This is a genomic window from Streptomyces sp. NPDC015346 (genome assembly GCF_043078785.1).
Classification (GTDB): Bacteria; Actinomycetota; Actinomycetes; order Streptomycetales; family Streptomycetaceae; genus Streptomyces.
This window is the reverse complement of sequence record NZ_JBIBTW010000010.1, coordinates 1-14,583: the sequence shown is the minus strand read 5'-3', so window position 1 is coordinate 14,583 and position 14,583 is coordinate 1. Positions and strand designations below refer to the sequence as shown.

The 14,583-nt window shown below is 71.5% G+C and carries 16 protein-coding genes; 5 read left to right on the top strand and 11 right to left on the bottom strand.

What is annotated here, in order from left to right:
- Nucleotides 1-55: 55 nt before the first annotated feature.
- The 3 genes from ACF06X_RS30045 to ACF06X_RS30035 form a co-directional block, all read right to left on the bottom strand.
- A complete protein-coding gene (locus ACF06X_RS30045; RefSeq protein WP_392290450.1) occupies nucleotides 56-1,837 on the bottom strand; it encodes a spermidine synthase in 1,782 nt (593 codons plus the stop codon).
- A 75-nt stretch (nucleotides 1,838-1,912) separates the two neighbouring features.
- Nucleotides 1,913-2,431 carry a DUF2617 family protein gene (locus ACF06X_RS30040; RefSeq protein WP_392290449.1) on the bottom strand — a complete coding sequence of 173 codons (519 nt, stop codon included), beginning with the start codon at nucleotides 2,429-2,431 and terminating at the stop codon, nucleotides 1,913-1,915.
- 306 nt (nucleotides 2,432-2,737) lie between these two features.
- Nucleotides 2,738-2,935 (bottom strand): hypothetical protein, encoded by a 198-nt coding sequence (locus ACF06X_RS30035; RefSeq protein ID WP_392290448.1) that lies wholly within the window; start codon nucleotides 2,933-2,935, stop codon nucleotides 2,738-2,740.
- Nucleotides 2,936-3,028: 93 nt separating this feature from the next.
- Between ACF06X_RS30035 and ACF06X_RS30030 the strand changes: the two genes are divergently transcribed.
- Nucleotides 3,029-4,228, top strand: a complete 1,200-nt coding sequence (locus ACF06X_RS30030; RefSeq protein WP_392290447.1) for a pyridoxal phosphate-dependent aminotransferase — start codon at nucleotides 3,029-3,031, stop codon at nucleotides 4,226-4,228.
- A gap of 292 nt (nucleotides 4,229-4,520) precedes the next feature.
- Nucleotides 4,521-5,570, top strand: coding sequence for a hypothetical protein (locus tag ACF06X_RS30025; RefSeq protein ID WP_392290446.1), 1,050 nt, complete (start codon nucleotides 4,521-4,523; stop codon nucleotides 5,568-5,570).
- Between the two features lie 14 nt (nucleotides 5,571-5,584).
- On the opposite strand, the gene ACF06X_RS30020 is transcribed toward ACF06X_RS30025, so the two are convergent.
- On the bottom strand, nucleotides 5,585-6,121 hold the full coding sequence (locus ACF06X_RS30020; RefSeq protein WP_392290445.1) for a YbjN domain-containing protein: 537 nt from the start codon (nucleotides 6,119-6,121) through the stop codon (nucleotides 5,585-5,587).
- 106 nt (nucleotides 6,122-6,227) lie between these two features.
- On the opposite strand from ACF06X_RS30020, the gene ACF06X_RS30015 reads away from it, so the two are divergent.
- On the top strand, nucleotides 6,228-6,689 hold the full coding sequence (locus tag ACF06X_RS30015; RefSeq protein WP_392290444.1) for a hypothetical protein: 462 nt from the start codon (nucleotides 6,228-6,230) through the stop codon (nucleotides 6,687-6,689).
- A 19-nt stretch (nucleotides 6,690-6,708) separates the two neighbouring features.
- Here the strand turns inward: ACF06X_RS30015 and clpB are convergent, their stop codons facing one another.
- Nucleotides 6,709-9,294 (bottom strand): ATP-dependent chaperone ClpB, encoded by a 2,586-nt coding sequence (clpB, locus tag ACF06X_RS30010; protein ID WP_392290443.1) that lies wholly within the window; start codon nucleotides 9,292-9,294, stop codon nucleotides 6,709-6,711.
- A gap of 122 nt (nucleotides 9,295-9,416) precedes the next feature.
- Between clpB and ACF06X_RS30005 the strand changes: the two genes are divergently transcribed.
- Nucleotides 9,417-9,821, top strand: a complete 405-nt coding sequence (locus ACF06X_RS30005) for a pyridoxamine 5'-phosphate oxidase family protein (RefSeq protein WP_392290442.1) — start codon at nucleotides 9,417-9,419, stop codon at nucleotides 9,819-9,821.
- A 117-nt stretch (nucleotides 9,822-9,938) separates the two neighbouring features.
- Here ACF06X_RS30005 and ACF06X_RS30000 read toward each other — a convergent pair whose 3' ends face one another.
- Together ACF06X_RS30000 and ACF06X_RS29995 are read right to left on the bottom strand one after the other, a co-directional pair.
- A complete protein-coding gene (locus ACF06X_RS30000; protein ID WP_392290441.1) occupies nucleotides 9,939-10,259 on the bottom strand; it encodes a (2Fe-2S)-binding protein in 321 nt (106 codons plus the stop codon).
- The gene (locus ACF06X_RS29995; RefSeq protein WP_392290440.1) at nucleotides 10,256-10,534 is read right to left on the bottom strand and encodes a hypothetical protein; all 279 of its coding nucleotides are present in this window, start codon (nucleotides 10,532-10,534) and stop codon (nucleotides 10,256-10,258) included. The genes ACF06X_RS30000 and ACF06X_RS29995 overlap by 4 nt, the downstream gene beginning before the upstream one ends.
- Before the next feature lie 128 nt (nucleotides 10,535-10,662).
- Here ACF06X_RS29995 and ACF06X_RS29990 point away from each other — a divergent pair, with 128 nt between their 5' ends.
- Complete coding sequence (locus ACF06X_RS29990; RefSeq protein ID WP_392290439.1) at nucleotides 10,663-11,646, top strand: helix-turn-helix transcriptional regulator; 984 nt, start codon at nucleotides 10,663-10,665, stop codon at nucleotides 11,644-11,646.
- Between the two features lie 73 nt (nucleotides 11,647-11,719).
- Here ACF06X_RS29990 and ACF06X_RS29985 read toward each other — a convergent pair whose 3' ends face one another.
- From ACF06X_RS29985 to ACF06X_RS29970, 4 genes are all read right to left on the bottom strand, one after another.
- On the bottom strand, nucleotides 11,720-12,169 hold the full coding sequence (locus ACF06X_RS29985; protein WP_392290438.1) for a heat shock protein transcriptional repressor HspR: 450 nt from the start codon (nucleotides 12,167-12,169) through the stop codon (nucleotides 11,720-11,722).
- A gap of 4 nt (nucleotides 12,170-12,173) precedes the next feature.
- Nucleotides 12,174-13,355, bottom strand: coding sequence for a molecular chaperone DnaJ (gene dnaJ, locus ACF06X_RS29980; RefSeq protein ID WP_392290437.1), 1,182 nt, complete (start codon nucleotides 13,353-13,355; stop codon nucleotides 12,174-12,176).
- Between the two features lie 71 nt (nucleotides 13,356-13,426).
- Entirely contained in the window at nucleotides 13,427-14,080 is a 654-nt protein-coding gene (gene grpE, locus ACF06X_RS29975) for a nucleotide exchange factor GrpE (RefSeq protein WP_392290436.1), read from the bottom strand.
- A partial coding sequence (locus ACF06X_RS29970) for an Hsp70 family protein (RefSeq protein WP_392290435.1) occupies nucleotides 14,080-14,583 on the bottom strand: 504 nt, incomplete at its 5' end. The genes grpE and ACF06X_RS29970, both read right to left, overlap by 1 nt.

The window sequence follows — 14,583 nt, the reverse complement described above, 5'->3', positions numbered from 1 at the left end:
CCTCCGTCGCCTGTTTGTACGCCTGAGGCCCTCGCCCCGCCCTCGTCCGCCCCCGTCAGCCGCCGTACCGCGGGTGCACCAGGGTCGACGGCGGCGGTTCGGCCTCCAGTGCGTCCCGCGTGCGCTCCGCCGCCCGCGCCCCGGCCGTCAGGCCCTCCGCCGTGAGGGAGCGCAGCGGCGGCGCGTCCGGCGCGAGGCCCAGCGCGGGCGTGTAGGGGCCGCGGACCGCGAGGACGTAGCCCCAGTCCCCCGGCGCGCCGTCCGTACCGCCGGAGGGCTGGGCGCGCTCGGCCCGGTCGGGTCCCGCGGCGCGCGCCGCCCCGCCGCCGCTCGCGCTGTAGGGCCGGGTCGCGAAGCCCGCCGCGCGCAGGGTGGCGTCCACCGTCCAGTAGGTGCGGGGCCGGGCCGAGGCCGAGCCGGCGTGGACGACGAGCCGTCCGCGGTCGGCGAGGACCCGGGCCGCGAGGCCGTAGAACTCCTCCGAATACAGCTTGGCGCTGGCGGAGATGCCGGGGTCGGGGAGGTCCGAGATCACCACGTCGTACGCCCCGTCGGCGGCCGTGCTCCCGCCCGCGTCGACGCCGCGCAGCCAGCGGAAGGCGTCCGCGAACGCCACCCGGACCCGGGGGTCGCGGTACGCGTGGCCGTTCAGGGTGGCCAGTTCGGGGTTGGTCCGGGCGAGGCGTACGACCCCGGGGTCGAGCTCGACGACGGTGACGGAGCGGACTCCGGCGTAGCGCAGCACCTCACGCAGGGCGAGGCCGTCCCCGCCTCCGATGATCAGTACCCGCCCGTGCGGGCCGTTCATCGCGGGGTGGACCAGCGATTCGTGGTAGCGGCGCTCGTCCTGTCCGCCGACCCGGAGCCGGCCGTCCACGAACAGGTCCGGTGGCCCGCCGCGCTCCCCCGTGACCACCACCTCCTGGAGGTCGGTGTGGACGGCGACCCGCACGCTGTCGCCGTACACCGCGCGCCGCGCCGCTCCTTCGAAGTCGTCGACGAGGACGGTGGCGGTGCCGAGGACGGCGAGCACGGTGAGGTTCACGCCGATCAGCAGGGCGCGGGACCTCGCCGTCAGGTCGTGCCGGAACAGCCACAGGACCAGTGCGCCGCCCGCGACCGCGTTGACCGCGCCGGTCACCAGCGCGCCGGTGAGCTGGCCGAGCCAGGGCAGCAGCAGGAACGGGAAGGCGAGGCCGCCGACCAGCGCCCCGACGTAGTCCGCGGCGAACAGATCGGCGACCGTCCCGGCCGGATCGTCCTTCTCGTCCGCCTCCGGCCCCCGCGCGCCGAACTCCCGTACGTCCACATCTCGTACGCCGGTCTCCCGTACGCCGGTCTCCCGCACGCCGGACTGCCGCGCACCGAACTCCCGCGCGCCGTACGCGCGCGCCGATTCCGCCCGCTGGATCAGCGACATCAGCAGGGGGATCTCCGCCCCGATGAGCACGCCGATCGCGAGTGAGAACGCCACCAGGACGTACCGCGCCTCGCCGAGCCAGGCGAACGCCGCGTACAGCACCAGCGCCGAGCAGCCACCGATCAGCGCGAGCCCGCCCTCGACCAGGCCGAAGCCGACGGCGGCGCGGCAGCGCAGCCGCTTGGCGAGCAGCGAGCCCACGCCCATCGCGAAGACCATCACGGACAGGACGACGGAGGCCTGGGTGACCGAGTCGCCGATCAAGTACGAGGCGAGCGCGACCAGTTCCAGCTCGTAGACGAGTCCGCAGGCGGCGCACACGAACACCACGGCGAGGACCGGATACCGCACCGCGCTCGGCCGCACGGGAAGCCGCGCCACCCTCTTGGGTGGCATGGTCACGGGCGGGTCGATCATGTTCGTAACGCTACGTCACACATCTGTCGCCGCTCGTCACCCACACGAGTGCACCTGGGGCTCGGGGACGGCGTATTAGAGCGTTGCGGGCATACGAACGCCGATCTGGGTCCTGGTGACCACCAACTGTCCTTCCTGCGGGTACGCGTGCCAGGTGCGCCACCGCACCTGGCCCTCGTGGCGCTGCGCCAGCATCGCCGTGAAGGCGTGCGGGGAGCCGGGGAAGGTCCCCGCGAGGCCGTGGGGATGGTCGGCGACGAGGGCGAGCAACTCCTGGGCGCGGCCCGCGAACGAGCCGTGGGACAACGTCTCGACGCGGGCGGCGAATTCGTACTCCCACTCGCCGACGCGCTTGGAGACGCCCAGCGGCAGCGGTGTGCTGCTGCCGGGCATACAGGCGACGGTCTCCGAGCAGCTGCGCTGCTCTTCCTCCAGGAGCACCTGATGGGAGGCGCCGAGCAGCCTCAACTGCAGTTTGGCGCCGGTCAGTTCGAGATCGAGTACGGCGAGAGCGGGCAGCGGCTCGCGGCCCAGCGCCCAGGCCAGGTCGGCCGCGCGCGTGTCGGTATAGGTGGTCTTCAGGGTCGTGAGCATGGGTCGGCTCCGCAAACACGGTTTGACGGGTGGGCCGGGGGCGCCCCGGAGAAAGGGTTCAACGGGAGTGGGGGATCGCCACTCGGGTCCGCATACGGTCCGAGGGCTGTCTTATCAACAGCGAGGGAATCATGGACGTTGAACGAGTCGCAGCGTTTTTACCCAACTTGACGTGGTTTCCATCCCCTTCGGGGACCCCACAGTTCAATTGTTCAATCACAGCCGATCGACAACTCCGACACAGGGGTGCCCGGCAGGTTTGGACCGGCCGGGCACCTGGGTGATCGCGGAGTCGACTGCCCCGTGTCAGTCGCCCCCGCCACCGCCTCCGCAGCCGCCTCCGCCCCCGCACGACGAGCCGCCGCCGCAGCCGCCGCTCCCGGACGACGAGCCGCCACCGCTCTCCCACCAGCCGCGCCGGCGCCCTCGCGAACCGCCGCCGCGCGCGGCCGCGAAGACCAGGACGAGGAGGAGTATCAGCCCCCCGATCACCAGTGCTTCCATTCGTGTCACCCCCGTGTGTCTGTGTGGTGGGGGGATGCCCGGCACGGCCCGGATCCCAACCGGACTTGAGGAACTCCAGAGCTTCGCCGCAGGATGGCGGGCATGACACGACCGCTGCTCAACCGCCGGCTCGCCGCGTTCGGAACGACGATCTTCGCCGAGATGTCGGCGCTGGCCGTCCGGACCGGCGCGATCAACCTCGGCCAGGGCTTCCCCGACACCGACGGCCCGGAGGAGATCCGGGAGGCGGCGGTCCGGGCGCTGCGCGACGGGCGCGGCAACCAGTACCCGCCGGGGCCCGGCGTGCCCGAGCTGCGCACGGCCGTGGCCGAGCACCAGCTGAAGCGGTACGGCCTCGCCCACGACCCCGACACCGAGGTCCTGGTCACCGCCGGCGCGACGGAGGCGATCGCCGCCTCCCTCCTGGCCCTGCTCGAACCCGGCGACGAGGTCATCGCCCTGGAGCCGTACTACGACTCCTACGCCGCCTGCATCGCCATGGCGGGCGGCACCCGCGTACCGGTCACCCTCCGTCCGCAGGAGGGGCCCGTCGGCGGAGCCGTCGAGGGCCGCTACGTCCTCGACCTGGACGAACTGCGGGCCGCCGTCACCGACCGCACCCGGCTCATCCTCCTCAACACCCCCCACAACCCCACCGGCACGGTCCTCAGCCGCGCCGAACTCACCGCGATCGCGGAACTGGCGGTCGAGCGGGACCTGCTCGTCGTCACGGACGAGGTGTACGAACACCTCGTCTTCGACGAGGCGACGCACATCCCGATCGCGAGCCTGCCGGGGATGCGGGAGCGCACGGTCACCATCGGCTCGGCCGGCAAGACCTACTCCTTCACCGGCTGGAAGGTCGGCTGGGTCACCGCGACGCCCGAACTGACCGCCGCCGTCCGGTCCGCCAAACAGTTCCTGACGTACGTCTCCTCGGGCCCGTTCCAGTACGCCGTCGCCGAGGCGCTGCGGCTGCCCGACACGTACTACGACACGCTCCGCGCCGACCTGCGCGCCAAGCGGGATCTCCTCTGCGACGGGCTGGCCCGCGCCGGGTTCGCGGTGTACCGGCCCGCGGGCACGTACTTCGTCACCACCGACATCCGCCCGCTCGGCGAGAGCGACGGCTTCGCGTTCTGCCGCGCCCTGCCGGAGCGCGCCGGCGTGGTCGCCATCCCGAACGCGGTCTTCTACGACCACCGCGAGGAGGGCGCGCCCTTCGTGCGTTTCGCGTTCTGCAAGCGGACGAGCGTCCTCGAGGAGGCGGTGTCCCGCCTGAAGGGCCTCTGACCGGTCCGACGACGCCCAAAGGCTACGAGAGACGACGAAAGGCGGCGAAGGAGGAAAGTTCCACCCGGTTGGGCGCACCGCTCGCGCGCGCCCCCCGCGCGCCCCCGTGATTGTCGGGTAGACCGATTCGCCGGGCCGGATCTGATTCCCGCGCGCACGGAGGTGCACCCTGTCCGCCGAGACTCTCGACCGGCCGGCGTCCGCCGGTGTCCGGAGCGTCCCCCGATGGCGGGCCTCGCTGCACCGGGCCGCCCCCGCGCTCGGGCTCTTCGCCGCCGCGCGGCTGACCGGGATGATCGTGCTCGCGCTCTGGTCCTGGCACATCGGGCGTTCACCGCGCGCGCTGCTCGCGACGTCCTGGGACTCCGACTGGTACATCCGGATCGCCGCGCACGGCTACGGCCGCACGATCCACTGGCCCGACGGAATCGTCCAGTCCGATCTGGCCTTCTTCCCGCTCTATCCCGGCCTCGTCCGGGCCGTCACCACCGTCCTGCCGGTCACCGGCGGCACCGCCGGACTGCTCCTGTCCTGGCTCGCGGCCGGCGCGGCGGCGTGGGGGATCTACCTGGTCGGGGAGCAGTTGTACGGGCGGCCCGCCGCGGTCCTCCTCGTGCTGCTCTGGGGGCTGCTGCCGCACTCGATCGTGCTGACCATGGCGTACACCGAGCCGCTGATGACCGCCTTCGCCGCCTGGTCGCTGTACGCGCTCCTCACCGGCCGGTGGCTGTGGGCGGGCACGCTGGCCACCCTGGCCGGGCTCTCGCGGCCCAACGGCATCGCCATCGCCGCGGCCGTCCTCGCGGCGGCCGCGTACGAGCTGTGGTCCCGCAGAGGCGCGCCCTGGCGGGTATGGGCGGGGGCGGCGCTCGCGCCGGTCGGCTGGCTCTCGTACCTGCTGTGGGTCGGCGCCCGGCGCGGCGATCTGGTCGGCGGCTACTTCGCCGTCCAGGAGGGCTGGACCTCGCGCTTCGACTTCGGGGTCGGCGCACTGCTCTTCGTACGGGAGATGCTGAGGGGGCCGACGCAGTTCGGCTTCGTGATGGCGCTGGTGATCGCGGCGGCCGGTGTCCTGCTGTTCGCGCTGCTCGCGGTCGTGGAGCGGCCCCCGCTGCCGGTCCTGGTCTACACGGGCGTGCTCGTGGTCATCACGGTCTGCGGCTCCGGCTTCTTCGAGTCCAAGCCGCGCTTCCTGCTGCCGGCGTTCCCGCTCCTTGTGCCCCTCGCCCTGGCACTGACGAAAGCCCGGCCGAGGGCGGCGATCGTGGTGATCGCCGCCCTGGCCGGGCTCTCGTTCAGCTACGGGACGTACGCGCTGACGCTCGCGAACATGGCCCTGTGACGGAGAAGTCCGTCTTACGCGCCGGCCTCGCCGGACTCCTTGTCCTCGGGGGACTGGAGGCCGAACTGCTCGACGAGCCACTTGTCGAACTCGATGGAGGCGCGGACCCAGCTGACCGTGGAGGACACGAAGTGCTCCAGGGCGACGCCGGTGCCGATCAGCATCTGCGCCTCGCCGATGAGGCGGAGGGTGGCGGAGCCGTCCTCCTCCTCGTGCAGGTGCGTGTAGACCTTGGGCCACAGGGTGCGGCGGTTCCAGTCGTCGATCGCGTCGAGGATCTTGACGCGGTCGTCGGCGGAGTGCGGGCGGTCGTAGAACGTCCGCACCGAGAAGACCCGCTGGTCCTCGTCGCCGCGGAACATGAAGTACGTGCGGAATTCCTCCCACGGCGCCGCGAGGTCACCCTCGTCGTCGACGACGTACTTCAGCTCCATCTGGTCCAGGAGCTGCTTGACCAGGTCCTGGTCGGGGACGACGGGGCCCGCCGGTCCTGCGGCCTGAGGCTGGGGCTGGCCCCCGAAATTCGGAATCGAGGACGGGTCGATGCTCACCGTGAATATCCCTTCGTACGGTTGCCGCCATCCTCTCCCATGCCGGGCGGTCCATGGCAAGCCCCGCCTCCCGCGATCCGCTGCGGGCTGACAGGATCTGGTGCCCATGGGGGAGAAACCGAAGCCGGTGAAGCCGCGCCCGCGCACCTGGATCTGGGTGTCGGCGCTGATGACGGTCGTCTGTGGCGGCCCGCTCGCCCTGCTCGTGTGGGGCGCGATCGCGTTCGGCCAGGCGGGCGATCCGGAGCCCGCCGACTGCACGGAGGTGATGACGTGGGCCCAGGCGACCATGCCGAAGAGCGCGCAGGGGCCCCGGTGCACCACGACGAGCTGGCTGGACACGTACGTCACGGCCGAGTTCCGGATGCCCCGCCGTGAGGCGGCGGGGTGGGTCGCCGGGACCTACCCCGGCGCGGAACCGGACGAGCCGCAGTTCTGCGACCACGACCTGTGCGTGGACATGCAGTACGGCGCCGAGGTCGAGCTGAACGGCCCGGTCGTGGTCCACGTGAAGGTGGCGTACGAGGGCGAGTCCGCCCTCGTACGCCTGAGTGCCTTCGACGTCTGACGCCCGGCGCCGGACGGTCCTACCGCGACGGGCCCACGATCAGGCCGTCCTCGGAGCGGTCCACCCGGACCGTGTCGCCGTCGGTCACCTCGCCCGCGAGGATCTCCTTCGCGAGCCGGTCGCCGATCGCCGTCTGGATCAGGCGGCGCAGCGGGCGGGCGCCGTAGGCCGGGTCGTTGCCCTCCTCGGCCAGCCAGTCGAGCGCGGCCGGGGTGACGTCGAGCGTGAGCCGGCGTTCGGCCAGGCGCGCCGCGAGCCGGTCGATCTGGAGCCGTGCGATCCGGCCCAGCTGCTCCTTGCCGAGCGCCGAGAACACCACCAGGTCGTCGAGCCGGTTGAGGAACTCCGGCTTGAAGGAGGCCCGTACGACGTCCATGACCTGCTGCTTCTTCTGCTCCGCCGAGGTCGCCGGGTCGACGAGGTACTGGCTGCCCAGGTTGGACGTCAGGATCAGGATGGTGTTGCGGAAGTCCACCGTCCGGCCCTGGCCGTCGGTCAGCCGGCCGTCGTCGAGGACCTGGAGCAGGATGTCGAAGACCTCCGGGTGGGCCTTCTCCACCTCGTCGAGCAGGACCACGCTGTACGGGCGGCGGCGGACCGCCTCCGTGAGCTGGCCGCCCTCCTCGTACCCGACGTAGCCGGGCGGGGCGCCGACCAGCCGGGCGACGGAGTGCTTCTCGCCGTACTCCGACATGTCGATGCGGACCATGGCCCGCTCGTCGTCGAAGAGGAAGTCCGCGAGCGCCTTCGCCAGCTCCGTCTTGCCGACACCGGTGGGGCCGAGGAAGAGGAAGGAGCCGGTGGGGCGGTCGGGGTCGGCGATACCGGCCCGGGTCCTGCGCACGGCGTCGGAGACGGCCTGGACGGCCTCGCTCTGGCCGACCAGGCGCCGGCCCAGCTCCTCCTCCATGCGCAGCAGCTTCCGCGTCTCGCCCTCCAGGAGGCGGCCGGCCGGGATCCCGGTCCAGGCGCCCACCACGTCGGCGATGTCGTCGGGGCCGACCTCGTCCTTGACCATGGTGTCCCGGGCGACCTCCTGCTCGGCCTCGGAGGCCTCGGCCAGCTCCCGCTCCAGGGCCGGGATCTCGCCGTAGAGCAGCTTGGAGGCGGTGTCGAAGTCACCGTCACGTTGTGCTCGCTCGGCCAGGCCGCGCAGCTCGTCGAGGCGCTCCTTGAGCTCGCCGACGCGGTTGAGGGACTGCTTCTCCTTCTCCCAGCGGGCGGTCAGGCCGCGCAGCTCCTCCTCGCGGTCGGCGAGGTCGCGCCGCAGCTTCTCCAGCCGCTGCCTGCTCGCCGCGTCGGTCTCGTTCTTCAGCGCGAGCTCCTCCATGCGCAGCCGGTCGACGGCCCGCTGCAGCTCGTCGATCTCGAGCGGCGAGGAGTCGATCTCCATGCGGAGCCGGGAGGCGGCCTCGTCGACGAGGTCGATGGCCTTGTCGGGGAGGAAGCGGGAGGTGATGTACCGGTCGGAGAGGGTGGCCGCGGCCACCAGCGCGGAGTCGGCGATCTGGACCTTGTGGTGGGCCTCGTACCGGCCCTTGAGTCCGCGCAGGATCGCGATGGTGTCCTCGACCGACGGCTCGGCGACGAGGACCTGCTGGAAGCGGCGCTCCAGGGCGGGGTCCTTCTCGATCCGCTCGCGGTACTCGTCGAGCGTGGTCGCGCCGACCATGCGCAGCTCGCCGCGGGCCAGCATGGGCTTGAGCATGTTGCCGGCGTCCATGGCGGAGTCGCCGCCGGCGCCCGCGCCGACGACGGTGTGCAGCTCGTCGATGAAGGTGATGATCTGTCCGTCGCTCGCCTTGATCTCGGACAGGACCGTCTTCAGGCGCTCCTCGAACTCGCCGCGGTACTTCGCGCCGGCGACCATCGCGCCGAGGTCGAGCGCGACGAGGCGCTTGTTCTTCAGCGACTCGGGCACGTCGCCCTTCACGATCCGCTGGGCGAGGCCCTCGACGACGGCGGTCTTGCCGACGCCGGGCTCACCGATGAGGACCGGGTTGTTCTTGGTGCGGCGGGACAGCACCTGGACGACGCGCCGGATCTCCTGGTCGCGCCCGATGACGGGGTCCAGTTTTCCCTCGCGCGCGGCCGCCGTGAAGTCCGTACCGAACTTCTCCAGCGCCTTGTACTGACCCTCCGGGTCGGGTGTGGTCACCCGGCGCCCTCCCCTTGCCTTCTCGAACGCGTCGAGCAGCTTCGCGGCGCTCGCCCCCTGCTGGGCCAGCACCTCGCCCGCCGCTCCGCCCTTCGCCGCGATCCCGATGAGCAGGTGCTCGGTGGACAGATAGTCGTCCCCGAGCTCCTTGGCACGCTCGGCGGCGTCGGCGACGACGGCGAGCAGCTCACGGTTGGGCTGCGGCGGCGCGACCGTGGAACCGGTCACGCTGGGCTGGGCGGCGAGCAGCCGCTCCGCTCCGGACCGTACAGCGACCTGGTCGGCCTCGACGGCGGCGAGCAGGTCGACGATGTTCTCGTTCTCCTGCCCCGCGAGCAGCGCGAGAAGCAGATGCGCGGGGGTGAGGTCGGGATGCCCGTCGGACACGGCGCGGCTGGTGGCCGCGTTGAGGGCGTCCCGGCTCTTGTTGGTCAGTTCGGCGTCCACGTGCGGTGTCTCCTCCTGTCGGCGCGTCCTGTCCTCGCGTACGACTCAGCGCATGACTCAACGTATGACTCATCCAGCGTACACAAAGTTGAGTCCATTCCACTCAAGGATAGGCTCGCGGCATGGCGACTGACCCGAGGAACCCGGACGACGCGTATCTCAGCTTCTGGCGCGAGTACCACATGAGCACCCTGACGACCCCGCGCCCGGACGGTACGCCGCACGTGGTGGCGGTGGGGGTGACGTACGACCCCGAGAACGGCCTGGCGCGGGTCATCACCAACAAGCACAGCCACAAGGTCGCCAACGTGCTCGCGGCGGGGCCGGAGGGGGCGCGGGTGGCGGTCTGTCAGGTCGACAAGGGCCGCTGGGCGACCCTGGAGGGCGTGGCGCGCATCCGTACGGAGGCGGAGGTCGTCGCGGACGCGGTGGAGCGTTACGCGGCCCGCTACGGCCGCACGCCGTCGCCGAACCCGGACCGGGTGGTCATCGAGATCACGCTCACGCGGGCGATGGGCCGGGCGTAGCCCGAGTCCCGCCCGACGGCACGCGGACAGCACAGCGGCGCCATCGCGTTTCAGGTCCGCGATGGCGCCGCTGTGTGGGGGAAGCACCTGAGCGATCTACAACGACGGGGGAACCGCTCAGGCACTGCGGGGGGTGGCGGTGGTGGTCTCGGGCTCGACCAGCTGGTGGTCCCGCTGGTCGAGGTTGACGAAAATCATGCCGTACCGGATGGCACAGCGAACGGGCTGCGGGGCTCCTCGAGGCCGCCTCAGGCACCGGTAGGCGCGAACGTCCTCGTCCTGCTCACGAGCGACGACGATCGGTTCTCCGAAGAGGGTGACCATCAACGAATCGCCACGGTGGGGAATGGCCGTGACGAGATCGATGAAATGCCACCCGGATCGATAGGCCGAGGCCATCTCTCGCCGGAAGACCCGGTCGTCCGGCGGCACGGTCATGCGTCCGCGCCCGCCGGGGCAGAGTCCCATGTCGGCTCACGCTCGCCGGTCGTGCCGGAGTCCCATGTGGGCTCTCCCTCGGCCGTCGGAGCGAGGTCCCACGTGGGCTCACCCGCGACCGTCTTCACGAAGTCCCACGTCGGCTCGCCCGGAGCCGCGACAACGTTGTTCGCCGGCGGCGTGTCCCACGTCGGCTCGCCGTTGGCGGCGAGAGCGCCAAGAGCAGCCGCTGCAGCGAAAGCTATGGCGCCAAGTGCACGAACCATCCTGGTCATGGCCGATCTCCACCTCTTTTGATCATTACCTCCTCCCCCGCGAATAAGACGATGGCTCACTCCGAACCCTTCCACCAGCGGTGCCAGGCATCATGTTCCTGTAATTCAGGACCCTGAGGGGGGTGCAAATGGAGCCGAACCAGGGCGATACGGACGCCGGGCACGGTCCGGGCGAGCTGTGCGACGCCGGAAGGCGTCTCTACGCGACCGCGCTGCGGGCCGGCCGGATCTCCCGCGCGGAGGTGGATTCCGTCCCGTGCCTGATCGAACTGGCCCTGCTGCACCCGGATCCGGACGACTCGCAGTGGCTGCGGCCGATACCGCCGTCCATCGCGCTGAACAAGCTCATACACCCCATCGAGAGGGAGATCCAGCAACGCCGGCAGCTCGCCATCTCCCTGGCGGACACGTTCGAGCCATTCATGACGATCAACGCCCCGGACCCCTCCGCGACCCAGGCGATCACCGTCCTCGAAGGCCTCAGCCTCATCAACGCCACCCTCGACCGCGTCATCAACGAGTGCACCGAGGAGCTGCTCACCATCCAGCCGGGCAGCGGCCGCAAGCCCGAGGTCGTGCAGGCCGGGCTGCGCCGCGTGGAGCCGCTGCTCGACCGGGGCATCCGGATGCGCACCCTCTACCAGCACACCGCCCGGCACCACTCCGCGACCATGGGGTACGTCGAGCGGATCGCCCCGTACGGACTCGAGGTGCGCACGCTCGAGGAGATCATCGACCGGCTCATCATCGTCGACCGCAAGATCGCCTTCGTCCCGGCGCGCCGGGACCGGCGGGTCGCGCTCGAACTGCGCCACGAAGGACTCGTCCAGTACCTCGTCGGCGTCTTCGACCAGTTCTGGCTCCACGGCGTGCCGTGGGAGGAGGAGATCCCGTACAGCCCGTCCGTGGACGGGATCGGCGGGGTGCAGCGCTCGATCGCCAAACTCCTCGTCGAGGGCCACGTCGACGAGGCCATCGCCCGCCGCCTCGGCATGAACGTCCGCACCTGCCGCGCCCACATAGCCAAGCTCGCCGCCGCGCTGGGCAGCGGCAGCCGGGCCCAGCTCGGCTATCTGATCGCCCAGTCCGGGATCCTGGACCAGGACGGCTGAGGGGCCCCATGACGACGTGAAGGCCCCCTCCGCGGAGGGGGCCTTCACACTCTTCAGGTCATGCGGGCTTCGGTCACTCGGGGCGCTTGGGCCGCCAGACCACCAGCGCGCTCGTCTGCTGCACATCCTGGTACGGCACCAGGTCGCGCCGGTACGAGGCGTGCACCTGCGCCTCCCGCTGCTGCATCGCCATCGCCGCGCCGTCCAGCGCCGCCGACAGCTCCGCGACCCTGGCCTGCAGCGCCGCGACCTGGTTCTCCAGCTCGATGATGCGCTTGATGCCGGCCAGGTTGATGCCCTCGTCCTGCGACAACTGCTGGACGGTGCGCAGCAGTTCGATATCGCGGGCCGAGTAGCGCCGGCCCCGCCCGGCCGTGCGGTCGGGAGAGACCAGGCCGAGACGGTCGTACTGCCGGAGGGTCTGCGGGTGCAGGCCGGAGAGCTGGGCCGCCACCGAGATGACGTACACCGGGCTCTCGTCGGTCAGCTCGTAGGGGTTACGGCTACGTCCTGGTCGGTCCATCGCGTCAAGCTCCCTTCGCGGCCTGGAACAGCTCTGCCCTGGGGTCCTCGCCCGCCGTCGCCTCGCGGTAGGTCTCGAGCGCCTCGCGGGCCTTGTCGTCCAGCTCCGTGGGCACCGCGACCTCGACCGTCACCAGCAGGTCGCCGCGCGTGCCGTCCTTGCGGACGGCGCCCTTGCCGCGGGCGCGCATCGTCCGGCCGTTCGGGGTCCCGGCGGGAAGCTTCAGCGTCACCGGCGGGCCGCCCAGGGTCGGCACCTTGACCTCGCCGCCGAGCGCCGCCTCGGCGAAGGTGACGGGCACGGTGACGGTCAGATTGTCGTCCCTGCGGCCGAAGACCGGGTGGGTGTCGACATGGACGACCACGTACAGATCGCCCGCCGGGCCGCCGCGCTCGCCGGGAGCGCCCTTGCCGCGCAGCCGGATCCGCTGGCCGTCGGAGACGCCCGCCGGGATGCGGACCTGCATGGTGCGGGAGGACTTGGCCCGCCCGCTGCCCTTGCAGACCTCGCACGGTGTCTCGGCGATCAGGCCGCGGCCCTTGCACTCCACGCACGGGTCGGTCAGCGAGAACGAACCGCTGCCGCCGCGCGAGACCTGGCCGGTGCCGACACAGGTCGGACACACCCGGGGCGTGCCGTTCTTGTCGCCGGTGCCCGAACAGGCCTTGCAGGGCGCCTGGGAGGACATCCGCAGCGGGACGGTGGCGCCCTCGATGGCCTCGGTGAAGCTGAGCGTCACCTCGGACTCGATGTCCTGGCCGCGGCGCGGCTGCGTCCGCGTGCCGGGACCGCCGCCCGCGCCCCGGTTGAACAGCCCGCCGAACACGTCGCCGAGGCCGCCGCCGAAGCCGCCCGCCCCGCCGGGTCCCTGGGCGCCGCCGAAGAGGTCGCCCAGGTCGAAGTTGAACGTGCCGCCCGGACCGCCCGGCCCTGCCCGGAAGCCGCCGTTGCCGAAGAGCGCGCGAGCGTCGTCGTACTCCTTGCGCTTCTTGGGGTCGCCGAGGATGTCGTTCGCCTCGGAGATCTCCTTGAACCGCGCCTCGGCGCTCGCGTCGCCCTTGTTGGCGTCCGGGTGGTTCTCGCGGGCGAGCTTCCGGTACGCCTTCTTGATCTCGGCCTCGGTGGCGTCCTTGGGGACGCCGAGAACCTTGTAGTAGTCCTTCTCGACGAAGTCCTTCGTGCTCATCGACGTCCCTCCTCCCGGACGATCATCGCGTCACCCCGCAGGGCACGTGGCCCGGCCCCACAGGGACCAGGTCACGCACCTTCCTCGGGGGCACCGCTCTCCTCGTCGGCCGACTTCTCTTCCTTCGCGGCCGGCGCGGCCCCGGGCTGGGGCTCGGCCACGGCCACGCGCGCGGGCCGGATGGTCCGCTCGCCGATCCGATACCCCGGCTGCAGAATCGCCACGCAGGTCGTCTCGGTGACGTCCGGCGCGTACGAGTGCATCAGGGCCTCGTGGATCGTCGGGTCGAAGGGCTCGCCCTCCTTGCCGAACTGCTGCAGTCCCATCTTGGCGACGACGGTCTCCAGCGATTCGGCCACCGACTTGAACCCGCCCACGAGCTCGCCGTGGTCCCGGGCCCTGCCGACGTCGTCGAGCACGGGCAGGAGCTCGGTCAGGAGGGTCGCGACGGCGATCTCCTTGACCGTGACCCGGTCCCGCTCCACGCGGCGGCGGTAGTTCTGGTACTCGGCCTGGAGCCGCTGGAGGTCCGCCGTGCGCTCGGAGAGCGCGCTGCGGAGCTGGTCCAGCTGGGCCGTCAGGCCGGCCGTCTGGCTTACGTCCCCGGCCGGGGCCGCCGGGACCTCCTCCGTGGAGGGGGTCTCGGCGGCTTCGGCGGCGTCGTCAGATTCGGCGCCGGAGGGGACGTCGGGCTTCTCCTCGAAGCCCGGGGTCTCCTCCGTCATCAGGCAGCGCCACCCTTCGCGTCGTTCGGCTTCTCGTCGTCGACGATCTCGGCGTCCACGACGTCGTCGTCGGCCTTGGCACCGGCGCCCGGCGCCTCGCCACCGGCGGCCTGGGCCGCCTGGGCGTCGGCGTACATCGCCTGGCCGAGCTTCTGGGAGACGGCCGCGACCTTCTCCGTGGCGGTGCGGATCTCCGCGGTGTCGTCGCCCTTGAGCTTCTCCTTCAGCTCGGCGACGGCGGTCTCGACCTCGGTCTTGACCTCGCCCGGGACCTTGTCCTCGTTGTCCTTGAGGAACTTCTCCGTCTGGTAGACGAGCTGCTCGCCCTGGTTGCGGGACTCGGCGGCCTCGCGACGACGGTGGTCCTCGTCGGCGTACTGCTCGGCCTCCTGGCGCATCCGGTCGACCTCGTCCTTCGGCAGCGAGGAGCCGCCGGTGACGGTCATCTTCTGCTCCTTGCCCGTGCCCAGGTCCTTCGCGGTCACGTGCATGATGCCGTTGGC

Excerpts from the sequence above, each read along its gene's own strand:
- ACF06X_RS29985 (WP_392290438.1), bottom strand. The coding sequence starts at position 12,169 with ATGGACCGACCAGGACGTAGCCGTAACCCCTACGAGCTGACCGACGAG.
- ACF06X_RS30030 (WP_392290447.1), top strand. The coding sequence starts at position 3,029 with ATGGCGGGCATGACACGACCGCTGCTCAACCGCCGGCTCGCCGCGTTC.
- ACF06X_RS29995 (WP_392290440.1), bottom strand. The coding sequence starts at position 10,534 with ATGACCAGGATGGTTCGTGCACTTGGCGCCATAGCTTTCGCTGCAGCG.
- ACF06X_RS30045 (WP_392290450.1), bottom strand. The coding sequence starts at position 1,837 with ATGATCGACCCGCCCGTGACCATGCCACCCAAGAGGGTGGCGCGGCTT.
- ACF06X_RS29990 (WP_392290439.1), top strand. The coding sequence starts at position 10,663 with ATGGAGCCGAACCAGGGCGATACGGACGCCGGGCACGGTCCGGGCGAG.
- ACF06X_RS30025 (WP_392290446.1), top strand. The coding sequence starts at position 4,521 with ATGATCGTGCTCGCGCTCTGGTCCTGGCACATCGGGCGTTCACCGCGC.
- ACF06X_RS30005 (WP_392290442.1), top strand. The coding sequence starts at position 9,417 with ATGGCGACTGACCCGAGGAACCCGGACGACGCGTATCTCAGCTTCTGG.
- ACF06X_RS30040 (WP_392290449.1), bottom strand. The coding sequence starts at position 2,431 with ATGCTCACGACCCTGAAGACCACCTATACCGACACGCGCGCGGCCGAC.
- dnaJ (WP_392290437.1), bottom strand. The coding sequence starts at position 13,355 with ATGAGCACGAAGGACTTCGTCGAGAAGGACTACTACAAGGTTCTCGGC.
- ACF06X_RS30035 (WP_392290448.1), bottom strand. The coding sequence starts at position 2,935 with ATGGAAGCACTGGTGATCGGGGGGCTGATACTCCTCCTCGTCCTGGTC.
- ACF06X_RS30000 (WP_392290441.1), bottom strand. The coding sequence starts at position 10,259 with ATGACCGTGCCGCCGGACGACCGGGTCTTCCGGCGAGAGATGGCCTCG.
- ACF06X_RS30015 (WP_392290444.1), top strand. The coding sequence starts at position 6,228 with ATGGGGGAGAAACCGAAGCCGGTGAAGCCGCGCCCGCGCACCTGGATC.
- grpE (WP_392290436.1), bottom strand. The coding sequence starts at position 14,080 with ATGACGGAGGAGACCCCGGGCTTCGAGGAGAAGCCCGACGTCCCCTCC.